Below are 18068 nucleotides of genomic sequence, written 5' to 3'. Positions count from 1 at the left end.
TCAGGGGTGTTCGCGCAGGCGTTCGCGCTCTTCGGGCCGCCCTCGGCGGCGCACGGCGGGCCTGCTGCGCGACGCGGCCGGCGCGGCCCGGGTGCCCGGTTTCTGCCCGACCGACTGGAGCGCGCCCTCCAGCGCGAACGTCGCCGCGCCCAGGCACGCCGGATCGCTCGGGATCTGGGAGAGCACGATCTCGGTGGCGGCCATCGGACGCGGCAGCGCGTGCCGGGCGACGGCCTCGCGCACCTCCGCGACCAGGGGCTCGCCCAGCGCGGCCGCGACCCAGCTGCTGAGCACGACCACTTCGGGATTGAACAGATTGACCAGGTCGGCGATGCCCGCACCGAGATATCGGGCCGTGTCCCGCACCACCTTGACCGCCACCGGATCGTGCCGGGCCGCGCCCCGCGCGAGGGCCGCGATGGTGGCCGTCTGGTCCTCGGGGTGCAGCAGCGTACTGCGCGGGCTCAGCTCCCGGAGGTTCAGCATGATCCCCGGGGCGCCCACGTACGTCTCCACGCAGCCGTGGTTGCCGCAGTGGCACAGCCGGCCGTCCAGCACGATCGTCGTGTGGCCCCACTCGCCGGCGCTGTTGCTCACCCCCCGGTGCAGCCCGCCGTCCAGGACGAGCCCGGCGCCCACGCCGGTCCCCAGGGTGATCACCGCGGCGTCCCCGCGACCGCGGGCGGCCCCGAACCACAGTTCGGCCACCGCGACCGCGCGCAGCGGATTGTCCAGGTACAGGGGGTAGGCGATGTGCTCGGTCAGCAGGTCGAGCAGCGGCACGTCGTGCCAGTCCCAGTTGGGCGCGTACTCCGAGATGCCGGTGGCGCGGTCGACCTGCCCCGGCACGCTCACCCCGACGCCGAGCACCCGGGCGCCCTCGGTGCCGGCCTGCGCGACCACGGAGCCGACGGCGGCGGCGACGTGCCCCACCATCTGCTCGGGCAGGCTCTCACCCGGGCGGACGTTCTCCTCGGCGCGGGCCAGGACGTTCAGCGCCAGGTCGAACAGCTCGACGTGGACGTACGTCTCCGCGATGTCGACGCCGATCAGCGCGCCCCCCGACGCGTTGACGGCCACCAGCCCGCGGGGGCGCCCGCCCGCCGAGTCCTCGAACCCGACCTCGGTGATCATGCGGAGGTCGAGCAGCTCGCCCACGAGTGTGGCGACCGTGGCCAGGCTCAGGCCGGTGGCCGCCGCCAGTTCCTGCCGGGAGGTGGGAGACTTGGCGATGATCTGGCGCAGCACCTCGTAGCGGTTCGCGGTGCGGATGTCGCGTGAGGTGCGCTTCACCGACGACATGATCCCCTCGATCCCTCCAGGCCATGACGAGGCCTGTTGCCCCGGCGCGGCGCCAAGGCTATGGCGAGCAGGGACTTTCTACAAGGGGTTAGGAAAGGGGGTTTACGAAGTCCCCCAAGGTGACTCACGCCCGACTCACGCGCCGAGCACCTCCCCGACGAAGGTGTTGCGGAACTTGCCCGCCGGGTCCAGGACTTCGGCCAGCGCCCGGAAATCACCCAGCCGGGGGTACAGCGCCCGCAGCTCCGCCGCCGGAACCGTGAACACCTTGCCCCAGTGCGGCCGGGCATCGAACGGCGCGAGCACCTCCTCGACCCGCCGGACCACCGGCAGCACGGGCGCCGGGTCCGCGATCCAGGTGAAGTGGAACGCCACCGTGTCCCGGCCGTGGGCGGGGCTCAGCCACTGCGCGTCGGCGGCGACCGTACGGACCTCGCAGACCTGGAGCACCGGCGCGACGACATGCCGTACCCCGTCGAGCGCGTGCAGCGCCTCCGCGGCGAACGAGCGCGGCAGCAGGTACTCCGACTGCAGCTCGTCCCCGCTGCTCGGCGTGAACTCGGCCCGGAAGTGCGGCAGCCGCTCGTGCCAGGGGCCGGGCACCCCGAACTGCTCGGTGCAGTTCACCGCGGGCATCCCCGGCACCGGGTGCATCGCCTCGGTCGCGGGCGCCGCCCACGGGAAGTCGGCCGTGGCCCGGTCCACGCGCCGCTTGACCCACGCCTGGTCGAAGCCGGAGTGCCGCCAGCGGGTGAAGAGACTCACGCTGTACGCAGCCGCCGACACGGCGTCGAAGTCCAGCCCCGCCAGCGGGAGTTCACCGTAGACCTGCTGGCCGACCTCGAAGGCCGGCTCCAGGTCGAGGGTGAGCGCGGTGACCACGCCGAGCGCGCCGAGCGAGGTCACCGCCCCGCCGAAACGGTCGTCGCCGCGCGCGAGCGTCAGCGTCGTCCCGTCCGCCGCGACCAGCTCGACCTCGCGCACCGCCGCCGCGAGCGGACCGTTCCCGTCGCCCGAGCCGTGCGTACCGGTGGCCACCGAGCCCGCCACGGAGATGTGCGGCAGGGAGGCCATGTTGTGCAGGGCCAGGCCGTGGGCGTGCACCGCGCGGGCCAGTTCCGCGTACCGGACGCCGCCCCCGACCCGGACCGTACGGGCCGTCGTGTCCACCTCGATCTCCGGGGCCAGCCCGGTCAGGGACAGGAGCACCCCCTCGGGGCCGGGGTCCGCGATCTCGTTGAACGAGTGACCGCTGCCCAGCACCCGCACCCTCTCGCCGGCCGCGACCAGGGCCCGCAGCGCGTCCACGGACCGCGGCCGGTGCAGCTCCTCGGCGGTGTACGTGATGTTCCCGGCCCAGTTGGTCAGGGTCTCGGTCGTCATGTCTGATGTCCTTTGCTGGCCGTAGCTGTCGAGGGCCATCCTCTCCGTCCCGCGCGGCAGCCGGTTCATTGACCTCCTCGCGAGCGCCTGCCTACCGTAGAGACCGCTTACTGTCCCCTGGCCTCGCCTTCTCCCAGCCCTCCCAGCCGGAAGGTCCTTCCTTGCCCGAGCGTCCCCGCGCACTGTTCGCCATGACGGCCGAGAACGTTCCGCAGGTCTTCCCGCCGGACGTGCTGGCCCGTCTGCGGGAGACCGTGGACATCGACCCCGCCCTGATCGCCGAGGACTTCGCCGACCCCGAGGTCCGGGCGGCGCTGGCGAAGGCCGAGGTGCTGGTCACCGGCTGGGGATGCCCCCGCGTCGACGAGACGGTCCTCGACGCGGCCCCCGCGCTACGGGCGCTGCTGCACTCGGCGGGCTCGGTGAAGGGCTTCGTCACCCCGGCCGTCTGGGAACGCGGGATCACCGTCTCCACGGCCGCCGCCGCCAACGCCCTGCCCGTCGCCGAGTACACCCTGGCCATGATCCTGCTCGCGGGCAAGGACATCCTCGGCCGCCGTGAACGCCTGCGCGCCGAGCGCGTCTCGACGGGCTGGGGGTTCGTCCCCGGCATCGGCAACCACGGCCGCCGCGTCGGCGTCATCGGCGCCTCCCGCATCGGCCGCCGCGTCATCGAACTGCTGCGCCCCTTCGACCTGCGGGTGAGCCTCACCGACCCCTACGTCGACGAGGCCGGGGCCGCCGCCCTCGGCGTGCCCCTGCTCCCGCTCGACGACCTGCTGCGCACCTCGGACATCGTCACCGTGCACGCCCCCGACACCCCCGAGACCCACCGCCTGATCGACCGCCGCGCCCTCGCCCTCATGCCCGACGGGGCCGCCCTGATCAACACGGCGCGCGGCGCCCTGGTCGACCACGACGCCCTCGTCGACGAGCTGCGTGCCGGGCGCCTCTCGGCGATCCTCGACGTCACCGACCCCGAGCCGCTGCCCGCCGACTCCCCCCTCCTCGACCTCCCGAACGCCTTCGTCACCCCCCACCTCGCCGGCTCCCAGGGCAACGAGGTCGCCCGCCTCGGCCTCGCCGTCACGGAGGAGGCCGAACGGCTGGCCGCCGGAGAGGAGTTGGCGTACGCGCTCGACCGGGGGGCGCTGGCCCGGATGGCGTGACGGTGGCCCCGGGCCACCGACGGGGTGCCGGGGGCACGTAGCGGTCGGTGGGGTTCCAGCGGTCAGTGGGGTGCCGTCGGCGGGGGCGGTGGGCGTCCCCTGCCGCCGGTGTGGTCCGGCAGCGGTCGGCCGGTGCGCTGCCTTCGTCCCGGCGGGCGGTCGTCCCCTGCGCGGCCTCCGGCCCACGACCGGGTCGCCCGGTCGTGGGCCGGAGGCCGCGGGCGCTTCCCACCAGCGGCTTTCGACCCTGATCGAAGGGGGCGCGGACGTGCCCCGCGAGTCGGCAGGCTTCGGCACGGGACTGGACCGAAGCGCAAGGGCACGCCGGATGCCGTGGCTGAGCCTCGACCGCACCCGTCACGCACACACACGTCCTGACAGGAGAGGAACACACATGAGGTTTCGTTGGCTGGTCGCCACCGCCGGCCTGGCCGCCGCGCTCGGCACGACCCTCGCGGCGCCGTCCGCGTCCGCCGCGTCCAACTGCTGGCGACACGAGGACGGCATCAGGTACTGGTGCAACAACGTCTCCGGTGCCCCGGTGTACGGATCGGTGGGCAACAACCGCCTGTACCCCAATCCCGACCAGGTCGTCGGAACCATGAACACCAACCCGAGCTGGTTCCACTGCAAGCTGGACAACCAGGCCTGGGTGGGCGGGCCGCACCCGACCCGCTGGCTCAGGACAGTCGCCGACAACGGCCAGTCCGGCTGGATGAAGGACACCGCGATCTACAGCGAGACGGACCCGCTGCGCGACTGCTGACCCGGGAGAAGGCGCACCTGAGCCTCGGGAGAACAGACAACGGTTGTCGACGATCACTGTCGACAACCGTTGTCTGTTTTCTCTGGCCCTCGAAAGTCTTTCTGTCGCACGACCTCTTGTCTACCTCGGGTGCAGCCGCCTACCTTCCGCAGAGAACGTTTACTACGGCGCGCCCGGCCCGGAGGACTCCGCATGCCCATCTCCAGAAGATCCGTCCTGACCACGGCCGCGGCGGGCACCGGCACGCTCGCCCTCTCCGGCGGCTGGTCCCCGGCGCTCGCCGCCGGGGACGCGGCCGGCCGGGAGGCCGACGCGACGGCGGGTGGCGCCGGACGGCTGGATCTCGTCGACTTCGGCGACCCCGACTCCGAGGCCGCCCACGACTTCCACGGCCCGGACACCGAGGTCGTCGACGGCAACGCGGGGGACAGGGCACGGGTCGCCAAGCCCCTCGCCACCCCCGGCATCAAGGGCGGCGACCTCCGCTTCACCGTCGCCGTCGACCCGGTCCACCAGAACCACCTCACCGTCAAGTTCTGGGGCGGCGACACCTCCACGTACAAGACGATCGCGTACATCAACGGCGAGCAGATCGGCTACCGCCGCTCCGGCGACTACGAGGCCCTGAACACCGGCACCAACCGGCCCCTCCCGGGCCGCTTCTTCTACGCCACGATCATGCTGCCGCTGGAGCACACCCGGGGCCGTACCCGGGCCGAGATCACCCTGCGCACCTACGACGGCGCGTTCTCCGGCAAGGTGACCGCGAACTCCCGTGGCTACTACCGCGCCTACACCCACACCGGCAGCCGTCTCGACCTGAGCGACGATCCCCGGACCGACTTCACCCCGCCCACCGCCACGGTCACCGCCCTCGACGACACGGCGCGGCAGGCACTCGTCGACGGATATGTCGCCGATCAGGTGAAGCTGTTCAACTCCCTTACCGCCAAGGTGGATTCGTCCGCCGGCGGCAAGCTCTCGATCGTCCGGTACGTCGAGGAGCTGTTCTTCTACGCGGGCGCGCTGGCCCGTGCCTCCTGGTGTCCGGCGAAGACGCCGGCCGCCAGGAGGGCGGCGCTGCTGAGGGTCTTCAAGTGCGTCGACAACCACACCAAGGACTACTACGGGAACACCAAGCTGCTGGCCTGGGGCGGGCACCAGGGCGACTGGGGCGGCTACTACGGGGCGCTCGGCCAGGCGCTGTACCTGGTCGAGAACCTCATCGCCGACAGCGATGTCCACGGCCGTGAGGCCTTCGAGGCCTTCCTCGACGAGCCGTTCGTCACGGGCACCGAGGAAGGGCCCACCTCCCTCGCGGGCGTCGGCCCGGACGGCGGCCCCCTCACGCGCCGTGCCGCATGGGAGCGGGTCCTGAAGGCAAACTTCGACTACGCCCGCTCCCGGCTCTCCTACATCTACAACCAGGTGATGTACACGTACGAAGGCGCCTGGGAGGCCCACGAGGGGCTCCGCGTGATCGGCTCGTCGTACTACGAGGGCCGGGCGCGCAGCCACCGCATCGTCGGGGAGGCCCTCGGCTGGGAGCCCTTCCTCGGGGAGGAGGTGCTGGTCGGACCGGACGGTCAGGACCTCGACCTCTTCCACTCCCTCTTCCAGCACGACACCACGGCCCGCTGGACCGACGACTACGTCACATACGTCATCAAGGGCCTGGCCCGGTCCAAGCTCGACAAGGACGGCAACGTCGTACGCCGCCTCCCGCTCGGCACGCACTACACGACCATGACCGAGGCCGGCCACACCCGCGAGAACGGCTATGTCGCCAACTACGGCGAGGCCACCAACTACCTCCCCGAGTGGTTCCACCGCACCTGGGGCCATGAGGGCGACGAACAACTCAACGACAGGATCCTGGAGACGGCGCTGCGCAATCTGCACGCCCGCTCACACGCCCGGATGACCGACCTCGACGACGACCTCAAGCGCACCATGCGCATGGAGATGGTCATCGACGAGCGCAACACCAACTTCCCCGGTTTCCCCGGCTACGTCCTGCGCGTCTCCGAGGGCAAGCTCCTGCACTACGTCTCCCTCGCCCACCACATCGCGGAACACCCCGAGCGCTACGCGGGCGAGGAGTGGAGCCGTACCCGGCGCCACGCCCGGGAGGCGGTGGGCTTCGCCCAGCAGCAGATCGCCGACCACCAGTACTTCGCCAACTTCTCCGCCGTGCGGTCGAAGAACAAGTACGACCTCGAACTCGGCGAGACCTGGGGCTGGTTGAAGGCCCAGGAACCGACCGGCATCGTCCACCCGCACACCGACTTCGCGTACTACACCCCCGCCGAACTCACCGCGCTCGGCGTGCGCACCACCGACTACGAGCGCTTCGCCTGGGTGGACGTGGACTGCATGTTCGTCTCCCTGCGCGACGGCGACACACATCTGTGGGGTCACCTCAACGAACGCCAGCGCGGGTTCGCCCGCAACGGCCGCCTCCACGTCCGGCACCCCGACCGCGACCACATCGTCCAGCTCCACACGGAGGGGCTCTTCCGGTACGAGGACTACTGGGCCCGCATGGACAACATCGACGTCGACTTCATGGAGGACCAGCAGACGGGCGACTCCGCCGCCCTCCAGGCCCTCGCCGGCGAGATCGCCCCCATCACCTTCCAGCCCGGCGTGGGGACCGTCAACCGGGAGAACTTCGAGGCCGACCACGCCTATTCGGGCTACCCCGACCTCCTCACGGCCCGCTACGGCCGCTACCTCTTCGTCGTCAACACGACACGCAAGGCGTACGGGAACGAGCGCACGCACCGGGTGGAGGTACCGGGCGGGGGCGCGGGCGTCCTCGACCTGGTGAGCGGCCGGGAGCTTCCGGTGCGGGGCGGCAAGGTGAGCGTGCCTCCCAGGACCGGTCTGGTGCTGCGCCTGGAGTCGGAGGACATCGCCGAACTCCCGCCCTCCCACGTCGACTTCGTCCACACCCTGCCCGGCGACGCCTCGATCGCGGTCACCTGGCAGACCACGGCGGGCGCCACGCACTACGAGGTGCGCCGGGCGACGCGACGACGGGGCCCGTACGAGCTGATCGGCACCAAAGTGAAGGGCCGTCACTTCGTCGACGAGTCCGCGCGGCCGGGCGAGACCTACTTCTACACGGTCACGGCGGTCAACCCGGCGGGCCGGGGCCCGGCCTCGCACGCGATCGAGACGGAGCTGAAGCGGCCCGCCTCGGCCGGGCTACGACGGACCGGCTGGCGCGACGACGCCCTGCACCACGCCCGCGAGGGCAGCGCGATCGTGCGCGGCTCGACCGTCCGCGTCCTCGGCGCACACGGCGACGGCCTCGGCGAGGGCGACGACTACCGGGTCCTGTCCCGCGACATCGAGGACGAACTGCACTTCGTGAGCCGCCCGGCGGTGGGCGGCTTCACCCTCACCGCCCGCGTCGACACCGCGCGGGGCCCGGCGACCGGCCTGATGCTCCGCGACCGGCTCACCCCCGACACCCGGCACGTGTACTTCGGCGCGGGCGCCGACGGCGGGCTCGTCCTGCACCACCGCACCCGGGACAGCCGCCACGACTGGCAGGACGACATCCGCTCCCCGATCACCCGAGGGCTCCCCGGCCGCACCCTGGCCGCCACCCCCCACCTCCGGCTCGTCCGCGACCTCACCACCCACCGGGTGCACGGCCAGGTGTCCGGGGACGGCCGTACCTGGGTGACGGTCGGGAGCCTGTTCTGCCCCTTCCCGTACGCGGTGCACGCCGGCGTCGTGGCCACGGGCGACGCCGACTTCGCCGAGGTCGGGCTCGACGCGCTCGGGAACCGTCCCCTGCTGGTCGCCCTGGAACGCGACGGCGACACCGTCACCGTCCGCTGGAACAAGCCGGAGGACGCGCTCACGTTCACCGTGGAGCGTTCCACCGACGGGGACACCTGGGACGCGCTCGTGAAGGACACCCGGTCCCTCGCCCACCACGACGAGGGGCTGCGGCACGGCAGGCGGTACTACCGGGTCACGGCGGCCCTGGTGGGCGGCGGTACCCGGGTCTCCACGCCCGCCGCGGCCGTCGCCGAGACCTTCGCCGACGTCCTCGCACGGGCGCGTGCGACCGACGCGGCCGAGTGGACGAAGAAGAGCCACGCGGCCTTCACCGCCGAGCTCGACCGGGTGGAAGGGGAGACCGGGAAGGACGAGGACACCCGGATCGACGCGGTGTACGCGGCCTACGAGCTGCTCGTCTCCCGGGAGACGCTGCTGCGGCGCGGCGAGGTCACCGCGTCGATGGTGAAGGCCTCGACCATCGCCTGGCCCGGCACCGGGACGCAGGCCGCCAACGGCTGGCGCGCCTTCGACGGCGACCCCGCCACGTACACGGACACCCTCGCGGCCGACAGCTGGATCGACATCGACGCGGGCGCCGGCGGCACGCTGCGGGTCGACAAGCTCCGTGTCCTGCCGCGCGCCGGGTTCGCGGCACGGGCGACCGGTACGGTGCTGCGCGGCTCCACCGACGGCGGGGCGACCTGGACCGACCTGCACACCATCGGCACGACGACCGACGGCACCTGGTACGAGGCGAGGCTGCCGAACACGGCGGCGTACCCGCTCCTGCGCCTCCACGACACGCACAACGGCCGGTGCAACCTGACCGAGGTCGAGTTCTGGTCCTACGCGGCGGAGGACTGACGCGCGGTTCCCCGCACCCCTTGAGGGCCGAGAAGCACGGGGCGCAGCCCCTGCTTCTCAGGGCCGCGGGGAACCGCGCGAGAAGCCCCACTCATCCGCACCCGTCGACGCACCGAGCCGCCCGAGCTCGACCGCGCCACACCCGGCAAACGGCCCCCGCTCCTCCCGCCCGACCGCCGGAGGCTTACCGTGGGGAGTTGCGTGCGGGCGATCCCCGGGCGACGTCGGGAGCGAGGAGACAACGGGATGGATGGCAGCCGCACCGCACTGGTGGAGGACCTGATGGAGAGGTTCCCGCAGGTGCCACGGGAAGCCGTCTTCAAGGAGGACCTGCTCAGGGGTGGTGTGGCCTTCGACGCCTCCGCGCTGAGCGACAACGAGAAGGGCGAGGTCAAGCCGAAGTCGTACTTCATCTTCTCCTTCGACCACGGCACCCTCCCCGAGCTCGGTGAGGCCGCCCTGCGCCGCCCGCCGGAGGAGATCATCCTCACCGGCGGCCCGTACGACCTGCGGCGCACGGTCGTCTCCGTACGGGTCAACCCCGCCTCTCCCTACCGGGTGGCGTCGGACGAGGAAGGCCTCCTCGGCCTCTACCTCGACGGCCGGCGCATCGCCGACGTCGGCGTGCCGCCCATGCCCGAGTACTACAAGCACACCCTCTCCAACGGGAAGTCCGTGATGGAGGTGGCCCCGACCATCCAGTGGGGCTACCTCATCTACCTCACCGTCTTCCGCGTCTGCCAGTACTTCGGCGCGAAGGAGGAGTGCCAGTACTGCGACATCAACCACAACTGGCGCCAGCACAAGGCGGCCGGCCGGCCGTACACGGGTGTGAAGGACGTCGACGAGGTCCTCGAAGCGCTGGAGATCATCGACCGGTACGACACGGCGAAGACGTCCACCGCGTACACGCTCACCGGCGGCGCCATCACCAAGACGGTCGCGGGCCGCGACGAGGCCGACTTCTACGGCCACTACGCCAAGGCCATCGAGGAGCGGTTCCCCGACCGCTGGATCGGCAAGGTCGTCGCCCAGGCGCTGCCCCTTGACGACGTCAAGCGTTTCCACGACTACGGCGTGAAGATCTACCACCCCAACTACGAGGTCTGGGACGAGTACCTCTTCAAGATGTACTGCCCCGGCAAGGAGCGGTACGTCGGCCGCGACGAGTGGCACAAGCGGATCCTGGACTCCGCCGGTGTCTTCGGCGCGCGCAACGTGATCCCCAACTTCGTGGCGGGCGTGGAGATGGCCGAGCCCTTCGGGTTCAAGACGGTCGACGAGGCGATCGCCTCGACCACCGAGGGCCTGCGCTTCTTCATGTCGCACGGCATCACGCCCCGCTTCACCACCTGGTGCCCGGAGCCCACCACCCCGCTCGGCAAGGCCAACCCGCAGGGCGCGCCGCTGGAGTACCACATCCGGCTGCTGCAGGCCTACCGCGCCACGATGGACGAGTTCGGGCTGTCGTCGCCGCCCGGATACGGCCCGCCCGGACCCGGCCGTGCCGTCTTCTCCGTCAGCTCCTTCATGGACAGCCTTTCGGCCGACGCGGAGGTTCCCGCCGAGTAACTCCTGTGGCGGTTGAGTCGATTGGGGTCGGCGTACGTACAACTCAACAGTGTGACCGCTGGTAACCGCATTTGAAGACGCAGCTTGTCAGTTGTGTGGGAAGCGTGAAAAGCTCTGGGGCACCGCAAGGTGGTCCCCCCAACTCCCTTGGATTTAAAGGGTAGTTGACTACTTTTGCACACTTCCCCCCTCGCTCTGTTGGATGCAGGAGACCCATGCCCGACCTGCCGAAGCCCCAGGACGCCGCCGAGGCCGCGCTGTTCTCGGAGTGCTGGGACGCGGTCCTGTCGTACGCCGACCTGTGCACGTCCGGTTCGACCGCGGCGACCCAACTGGCCACCGAGGCCTTCACCAACGGCATGCACGAGGCGCACGCCCTGGAGTCCGAGGCGGGAGCCGACCGCGGCGCCGGACGCCGTGCCCTGCGCCTGCCTCGAATACCGTTCCTCCTGACCTGGGTCAGGACCACAGCCGCCGCCTGGGAGACGGGTGGCCAGGGCCACCGGCTCGACCCCGAGCTGCGCCTCTGGCTCAACTCGGACAAGGCCGCCCGGTACACCGGCCCGCCGCTGTACCGCCCGCTCGCCCTGCGGGCCCTGCGGGACATGCAGGAACCCGACGCGGCCCTGCTGTGGCTGGCCGAGGTCGAGTCGCTGCCGCTGGGCTCGGTGGCCCGCCGGCTCGGCCTCGACCCGGCGGTCGCCAGGACCGAACTCGACCAGGTGCGGGCGCTGTTCAGGGACCGCTGCCACCGGGGCCAGCTCGACGCGCCCCTGCACGCCGACTGCCGCACCTACGCCCGGCTGCTGGACGCGGTGACCCGCTCGCCCGGCACCGACACCCCCGACGACCTGTCCCGCCACCTCGCCACCTGTGTGCAGTGCGCCGAGGCCGCGGCCTGCCTCGGCCTGCACGGCGGCGGGCTGCCCGCCGCGCTCGCCAGCGGCGTGATCGGCTGGAGTGGGCTCGCCTACCTGGAGCGCCGCCGCCGCGCGGCCGAGGCCGGACTGCTCCCCGGGCGCGCGGACTCCACCGGCACCGACCGGGGACTCTCCCCGGGCACGCAGCCGAGGCCCCGGTTCAGCCGGAACGGGCTGCTCGTCGGAGCCGGTCTCGTCTCCGTGCTGGCGCTCGCCGTCTCCCTCATGCCGTTCGGCGACGAGGAGACGGTCGCGGAGGGCTCGTCCGCCGGGGATTCGGCGGTGGTGCAGCGGGACCCGAGGTCCCCGGTGACCGGGGACCCGTCCGACGGCGGCTCGTCCGAACTGCAGAGCACCGCGCGGCCCGAGGAGACCGGTTCCGGCGACGAGGACGACAAGAACGAGGGCGACGGCAACAGCAACGAGGAACCCCAGGGCGACTCCTCGACGCCCGCCCGCGTCACCCACCGGCCGGTGGACCCCGGCAAGTCGTCCGACGCCACCTGCCACGTCCGCTACCAGGTCGTCAACGAATGGCCCGGCGGCTTCCAGGGTGCCCTCACCGTCACCTCCACCAAGGCCCTCGACGGCTGGCAGGTCGAGTGGACCTACGCGGCCGACCAGCGGGTCACCCAGATGTGGGACGGCACCTTCGACCAGGAGGGCGCCAAGGTCACCGCCTCCTCCGCCGACTACAACAAGACCGTCGCCGCCGGCGGCACCTTCGGCGTCGGCTTCCTCGGCATCTGGCAGGGCTACGACAATCCGGCACCCGTGGACTTCACGCTCAACGGGAAGAAGTGCGACCGGGCGGACTGAGCACGGCGGACCGAGCACCGCGCGGGGAGCGCGGCGCGATAAATCGGTTGACGGGGGTCCACGGGCCCCCGCTAGGGTGAGATCACCGAGCACGGCGGCCGTTCCGGCCGCCGTTGCCGACGACGAGTGAGACAGGAGGTGTCGACCGATGGCTGTCATTGAGATGGGCGCTGCCCGCATCCAGGAAACCATCCAGTCCACCTCCGTGGTCACCGGCTGACACCCACGTCCCGCACGACCGCCGGGGCCACCCTTGTGAAGGGTCTCCCTTGACTTCCTCCGGCTCCACTTCCGGCTCCACCTCGTTCTCCACCTCGTTCTCCACGCTCGCCCCTTACGGCTGGGACGACTCCTGGGCGGACGCCTTCGCCCCGTACGCCGCCGAGGGCCTGCTCGTCGGGCGGGTCGTCCGCGTCGACCGCGGGCAGTGCGACGTCGTCACCGCGGACGGTCCGCTGCGGGCCGACACCGCGTTCGTCACACCCCACGACCCCATGCGGGTCGTCTGCACGGGCGACTGGGTCGCCGTGGAACCCGCGGGCGACCCCCGCTACGTGCGCACGTACCTGCCCCGCCGCAGCGCCTTCGTCCGCTCCACCTCCTCCAAGCGCGCCGAGGGGCAGATCCTCGCCGCCAACGTCGACCACGCGGTCGTCGCCGTGTCGCTCGCCGTGGAACTCGACCTCGGCCGCGTCGAACGGTTCCTCGCGCTGGCCTGGGAGTCCGGGGCCCAGCCGGTGGTCGTGCTCACCAAGGCCGACCTCGTGCCGGACGCCACCACGCTGGGGCATCTCGTCCAGGACGTGGAGACCGTGGCACCCGGCGTCCCCGTGCTGACGGTCAGTTCCACGCACGGTGAGGGCCTCGACGTCCTCGCCGCGGTGCTCTCCGGCGGCACCTCCGTACTGCTCGGGCAGTCCGGAGCCGGCAAGTCGACCCTCGCCAACGCGTTGCTCGGCGACGACGTCATGGACGTCCAGGCCACCCGAGACGTGGACGGCAAGGGACGGCACACCACCACCACCCGCAACCTCCTCGCCATGCCCGGCGGCGGCGTCCTCATCGACACACCGGGGCTGCGCGGCGTCGGCCTCTGGGACGCCGAGACCGGCGTCGGGCAGGTCTTCGCCGAGATCGAGGAACTGGCCGCGGACTGCCGCTTCCACGACTGCGCGCACCTCGCCGAGCCCGGCTGCGCGGTCCTCGGCGCGGTCGAGTCCGGTGAACTGCCCGAGCGACGGCTCGACAGCTACCGCAAGCTGCTCCGCGAGAACCAGCGGATCGTCGCGAAGAGCGACGCGCGGCTGCGGGCGGAGATCCGCAAGGAGTGGAAGCGGCGGGGTGCGCAGGGGCGTGCGGCGATGGAGGCGAAGCGGGGTGGTGCGCGGTGAGTTCCGGGCGCGGGCGAGTGGGGGGCTGGTAGCGCAGTTCCCCGCGCCCCTGCACGGCAGAGGCTGCGCCCGCTGCCGTGCAGGGGCGCAGCCCCGTGTCCGAATACCGCCAGCCCGCCGCCTCCGCGTCGTCGACACTTGATGACATGAAGGACGTCATGAAGGACGAGGACACCAGGTACGAGGCGGTGCGGAGCAGGGACGGCCGGTTCGACGGGGAGTTCTTCTTCGCCGTCGCGACGACCGGTATCTACTGTCGGCCGAGCTGCCCGGCGGTGACGCCCAAACGGGAGAACGTCCGCTTCTACGCCACCGCGGCCGCCGCCCAGGGCGCCGGGTTCCGGGCCTGCCGACGGTGCCGTCCGGACGCCGTGCCCGGCTCTGCCGAGTGGAACGTGCGCGCGGACTCCGTGGGCAGGGCCATGCGGCTCATCGGGGACGGCGTCGTAGACCGGGAGGGCGTCGCCGGGCTGGCGGTGCGGCTGGGGTACAGCGCACGCCAGGTCCAGCGGCAGCTCACCGCCGAGGTCGGCGCCGGTCCCGTCGCCCTGGCCCGCGCCCAGCGGGCGCACACCGCCCGCGTGCTGTTGCGGACCACCGCCCTCCCGGTCACCGAGATCGCCTTCGCGTCCGGCTTCGCCAGCGTGCGCCAGTTCAACGACACGATCCGGGCGGTGTACGCCATGACGCCCAGCGCTCTGCGCGCCGGCGCACCCCGGCGGTCCGCAGGGTCGCGGACGGCCGGGATCCCGCTCCGGCTCGCGTATCGGGGCCCGTACCAGTCCACCGCCCTCTTCGACGTCCTGGCCGCCGAGGCCGTCACCGGTGTCGAGGAGACGACCGGTGAGCGCGGCCACCGCACCCACCGGCGCACCCTCCGTCTCCCGTACGGCACCGCCGTCGCCGAGGTCGACGAGCGACCGGGAGGCCGCCCCGCCGGCCGTCGCGGCGGCTGGCTCGACGCCCGGCTCCACCTCACCGACCCCCGGGACCTCACCGCCGCCGTGCAGCGGCTGCGCCGGCTGTTCGACCTGGACGCCGACCCGTACGCCGTGGACGAGCGTCTCGGCGAGGACGCCCGGCTCGCCCCGCTCGTCGCCGCCAGGCCGGGGCTGCGCTCACCGGGCTCGGCCGATCCGGAGGAGTTCGCGGTACGCGCGCTCGTCGGGCGCGCGGAGGCGGCACGGCTCGTACAGGCGTACGGCAAGACGCTCGACGCCCCACAGGGGACGCTGACGCATCTGTTCCCCGAACCCGCGGCACTGGCCGACGCGGACGGCCCCCTCGGTGCCCTCGCCACCGCTCTCGCCGACGGCACCTGCCGTCTCGATGTCGGCGCCGACCGGGACGCCGCCGAGGCGGCCCTGCTCGCGCTGCCCGGCCTGGACGCCCCTACCGTCGCCGCCATCCGCACCCGCGCCCTCGGCGACCCGGACGTGGGACCCCCGGGCGAGGCCGTGCCGGACACCTGGCGGCCCTGGCGGTCGTACGCCCTCCGGCATCTGCGGACACCGGCGCAGGCGCAGGCACAGACAGAAATACCGGCACAGGCCCAGGATCAGGGAGTTCAGTCGTGAGCACCGAGCAGCGGACGTACTACACCGTCGTCAACAGTCCCGTCGGACACCTCCTCCTCACCGCCGACGAGTCCGGCGCCCTCACCTCCCTCTCCGTGCCGGAGCAGAAGGGGGGCCGGATCCCGTTGCCGGGCTGGCTGCGCGACCCGGCCCCCTTCCGGGCCGCGGAGGAACAACTCGCCGCCTATTTCGCCGGTGAACTCAAGGAATTCCGGCTGGAGTTGCGCGGCGAGGGCACCGAGTTCCGGCAGCGGGTCTGGGCCGCGCTGGACGACGTCCCGTACGGCGCGACCATCACGTACGGCTCCGTCGCCGCCCGGATCGGCGCACCCCGCGCCGCCGTCCGGGCCGTGGGCGGCGCGATCGGCGCGAACCCCCTCCTCATCGTCCGCCCCTGCCACCGGGTGATCGGCGCGGACGGCACCCTCACGGGGTACGCCGGCGGCCTCGACCGCAAACGCCTCCTCCTCGGCCTGGAGGGCGTGCTCCGACCGTAGCGGCGGGCGGGGTGAGGGCGCGCGCTCCGCTGCTGCCGCCGGGGAGCGGTGGACGGACGCTCAGCGTGACCGCATGACCTCCCTGCCGGCCCACGGCCGCCTCCTCCATGTCGCCGACCTCGCGCCCGAGGCCGACCGCTGTACGGGTTCGGGCTGACGACCCTGACGACCCTTGCCGACTCAGCCGCCGAACACCACGCCCACCCACGCCCCCGTCACCAGCAGGCACGCGAAGAGCTCCGCCAGGACGCTCGAACCGCCCGAGCGCATCGCCGTGCGCGTCGCGGCCTTCGCCGCGCCGGCGTGACCGAGGCGGAGCCGTTCGGAGAGGTAGATACCGCCGACGAAGCCGGGGATCGCGCCGAGGACGGGGACCAGGACGAAACCGAGAAAGGCGCCGGCCCCGGCGTACACGCCCATCCGGGGGGTGGCACCGCTCTCCGCCAGGCGCCGTGGCGGCAGGCCCCAGCGGACCGCCCGGGACAGCAGCAGCACGGTGGTGGCGCCCACCAGCACCCACCAGGCCATGGGCCGCGGATCCTCCAGCGCCCACCACATGACCCCGGCCCATACGAGCCAGGACCCCGGTACGCCGGGCACCAGCACTCCGCACAGGCCGAGCAGCAGTACGACCCCGACCAGCAGGAGTTCCCACGCTCCCATCTGCCCAGGGTGCCGGACCGTGAGAGGAGGCGCAGGTCAGTGGTGTCAGTCCCGGGTCACCCAGGCCCGCTCGTACGCGTGCCAGCCCAGCTGCAGCCGGGTCGTCACGCCGGCGAGCTCCATCAGGCGCTTCACCCGGCGCTGTACGGTCCGCAGGCCCAGGTCCAGCTGTTTGGCGACGCTGGCGTCGGTCATGCCGGCCAGCAGCAGGGAGAGGATCTCCAGATCGGTGTCGTCGGGTGCGTCCGGGATGTCCTCGGTGACCCGGCCGGAGCCCAGGCGCAGCGGGAGGGCCTGCCGCCAGACCGACTCGAACAGGCCCGACAGCAGCTCCAGCAGGCCGCTCGCGTGGACGACGAGCGCGGCGGGCTCGGCGGTGTGCGTGGTGAGCGGGAGCATGGCCAGCGTCCGGTCGGCGATGACGAGCTTCGTCGGCACCTCGTCCATGACCCGCACCCGCTCCTCCCGGCCCAGCGCGGCGGACAGCTCGGTGAGGCCGGCGTCCTCGTCCAGGACGGCCCGTTCGACCACCACGCGGTAGACGACGCCGCGACCGGTCGCCTGCTCCTCCGCGGAGTTGTTCTCCGGCCCGGAGACCGCGATGGGAGCGCCCGTGACCATGGCGCAGACCTCCTCCGTGGCGCCGAGCTGCAGCTGGAGGAAGCGTTGCGCTATCGCGGCGGAGCCGATCACCACCTCGACCAGGTCGTGCGCCGCGGGCTCGGTCGCGCTCGCCCGGTACTCCTCGGCGAGCAACGCCGCCGTCAGTTCGGCCTTCTCCAGCTCGTGCCGCCGCTGGGTGAGCAGGGCGCCCAGGGCCACACCGGGGGGCGCGGCGACCCAGCGGCCGGGGCGCGCGGAGGACTGGGCGGCGAGACCGTGCCGCTCCAGCCGGCGCAGCGCGCGCTCGGTGTCGTGCTCCCCGAGCGTGAGCCGGCGCGCCAGGTCCGGTACGTCCGCGGCGCCCACGGACACCAGGGCCCGGTACGCCGACTCGTGCGTCTCGTCGAGACCGATCGCTCCCAGCATCCGGCGACGCCGCCCCTCACTCGCCGCGCCACTTCGGCGCGCTTCCGCGTCGGCCCATCATCACCGCACCGCGTGCCCCACCGGCAGGCGGGGTCGCACAGCGGAATCCCAGGCACGTGCCGCACACTCGGGCCGACCGGCCCGCGCGCCCGCACCGCGCCCCTGGTCATCCCGGCGCCGCCGGGCGGTTTCTCCTGTGGGGGGTGGCACCGCCCGGCGGTCCCCGCACGCGAAGCGGTGCGAAGCGCGCGAAGTGCTCCGCACTGCGCACTCCTGGGCGCCCCCTTCTCCCATACTCCCTATCCCTCGCAT

Annotated in this window: 12 protein-coding genes; 8 read left to right on the top strand and 4 right to left on the bottom strand. The window is 72.4% G+C overall.

The annotated features are described in order from the left end of the window. Both K1J60_RS09955 and K1J60_RS09950 read right to left on the bottom strand, forming a co-directional pair. Positions 1–1302, bottom strand: coding sequence for an ROK family transcriptional regulator (locus K1J60_RS09955; RefSeq protein ID WP_220645895.1), 1302 nt, complete (start codon positions 1300–1302; stop codon positions 1–3). 135 nt (positions 1303–1437) lie between these two features. Continuing rightward, entirely contained in the window at positions 1438–2685 is a 1248-nt protein-coding gene (locus tag K1J60_RS09950; protein ID WP_220645894.1) for an FAD-binding protein, read from the bottom strand. A 161-nt stretch (positions 2686–2846) separates the two neighbouring features. Here K1J60_RS09950 and K1J60_RS09945 point away from each other — a divergent pair, with 161 nt between their 5' ends. The 8 genes from K1J60_RS09945 (at position 2847) to K1J60_RS09910 (ending at position 16064) form a co-directional block, all read left to right on the top strand. Continuing rightward, a complete protein-coding gene (locus K1J60_RS09945) occupies positions 2847–3854 on the top strand; it encodes a hydroxyacid dehydrogenase (protein WP_220645893.1) in 1008 nt (335 codons plus the stop codon). A 394-nt stretch (positions 3855–4248) separates the two neighbouring features. Continuing rightward, positions 4249–4620, top strand: coding sequence for a hypothetical protein (locus K1J60_RS09940; RefSeq protein WP_220645892.1), 372 nt, complete (start codon positions 4249–4251; stop codon positions 4618–4620). Positions 4621–4812: 192 nt separating this feature from the next. Continuing rightward, complete coding sequence (locus tag K1J60_RS09935; RefSeq protein WP_220645891.1) at positions 4813–9288, top strand: fibronectin type III domain-containing protein; 4476 nt, start codon at positions 4813–4815, stop codon at positions 9286–9288. 246 nt (positions 9289–9534) lie between these two features. Continuing rightward, positions 9535–10860, top strand: coding sequence for a radical SAM protein (locus K1J60_RS09930; protein WP_220645890.1), 1326 nt, complete (start codon positions 9535–9537; stop codon positions 10858–10860). Between the two features lie 215 nt (positions 10861–11075). Next, positions 11076–12599 carry a cellulose-binding domain-containing protein gene (locus K1J60_RS09925; RefSeq protein WP_220645889.1) on the top strand — a complete coding sequence of 508 codons (1524 nt, stop codon included), beginning with the start codon at positions 11076–11078 and terminating at the stop codon, positions 12597–12599. A gap of 269 nt (positions 12600–12868) precedes the next feature. Beyond that, positions 12869–13990 carry a ribosome small subunit-dependent GTPase A gene (gene rsgA / locus K1J60_RS09920; RefSeq protein ID WP_220645888.1) on the top strand — a complete coding sequence of 374 codons (1122 nt, stop codon included), beginning with the start codon at positions 12869–12871 and terminating at the stop codon, positions 13988–13990. 146 nt (positions 13991–14136) lie between these two features. Next, positions 14137–15567: a bifunctional transcriptional activator/DNA repair enzyme AdaA gene (locus tag K1J60_RS09915; protein ID WP_317619705.1), complete on the top strand. Its 1431-nt coding sequence runs from the start codon at positions 14137–14139 to the stop codon at positions 15565–15567. Continuing rightward, positions 15564–16064, top strand: a complete 501-nt coding sequence (locus K1J60_RS09910; RefSeq protein ID WP_220645887.1) for a methylated-DNA--[protein]-cysteine S-methyltransferase — start codon at positions 15564–15566, stop codon at positions 16062–16064. The genes K1J60_RS09915 and K1J60_RS09910 overlap by 4 nt, the downstream gene beginning before the upstream one ends. 180 nt (positions 16065–16244) lie before the next feature. On the opposite strand, the gene K1J60_RS09905 is transcribed toward K1J60_RS09910, so the two are convergent. Both K1J60_RS09905 and K1J60_RS09900 read right to left on the bottom strand, forming a co-directional pair. Beyond that, positions 16245–16727, bottom strand: coding sequence for a DUF456 domain-containing protein (locus K1J60_RS09905; protein ID WP_220645886.1), 483 nt, complete (start codon positions 16725–16727; stop codon positions 16245–16247). Positions 16728–16772: 45 nt separating this feature from the next. Next, entirely contained in the window at positions 16773–17756 is a 984-nt protein-coding gene (locus tag K1J60_RS09900; RefSeq protein WP_220645885.1) for a helix-turn-helix transcriptional regulator, read from the bottom strand. Positions 17757–18068: the final 312 nt, after the last annotated feature.

It is taken from the genome of Streptomyces akebiae, from assembly GCF_019599145.1.
In the GTDB taxonomy this organism is placed as follows: Bacteria; Actinomycetota; Actinomycetes; order Streptomycetales; family Streptomycetaceae; genus Streptomyces; species Streptomyces akebiae.
The sequence above is the reverse complement of the archived record's forward strand: the minus strand, read 5'-3'. Positions and strand labels throughout refer to the sequence as shown.

Excerpts from the sequence above, each read along its gene's own strand:
- K1J60_RS09955 (WP_220645895.1), bottom strand. The coding sequence starts at position 1,302 with ATGTCGTCGGTGAAGCGCACCTCACGCGACATCCGCACCGCGAACCGC.
- K1J60_RS09950 (WP_220645894.1), bottom strand. The coding sequence starts at position 2,685 with ATGACGACCGAGACCCTGACCAACTGGGCCGGGAACATCACGTACACC.
- K1J60_RS09940 (WP_220645892.1), top strand. The coding sequence starts at position 4,249 with ATGAGGTTTCGTTGGCTGGTCGCCACCGCCGGCCTGGCCGCCGCGCTC.
- K1J60_RS09935 (WP_220645891.1), top strand. The coding sequence starts at position 4,813 with ATGCCCATCTCCAGAAGATCCGTCCTGACCACGGCCGCGGCGGGCACC.
- K1J60_RS09930 (WP_220645890.1), top strand. The coding sequence starts at position 9,535 with ATGGATGGCAGCCGCACCGCACTGGTGGAGGACCTGATGGAGAGGTTC.
- K1J60_RS09925 (WP_220645889.1), top strand. The coding sequence starts at position 11,076 with ATGCCCGACCTGCCGAAGCCCCAGGACGCCGCCGAGGCCGCGCTGTTC.
- K1J60_RS09915 (WP_317619705.1), top strand. The coding sequence starts at position 14,137 with ATGAAGGACGTCATGAAGGACGAGGACACCAGGTACGAGGCGGTGCGG.
- K1J60_RS09905 (WP_220645886.1), bottom strand. The coding sequence starts at position 16,727 with ATGGGAGCGTGGGAACTCCTGCTGGTCGGGGTCGTACTGCTGCTCGGC.
- K1J60_RS09900 (WP_220645885.1), bottom strand. The coding sequence starts at position 17,756 with ATGCTGGGAGCGATCGGTCTCGACGAGACGCACGAGTCGGCGTACCGG.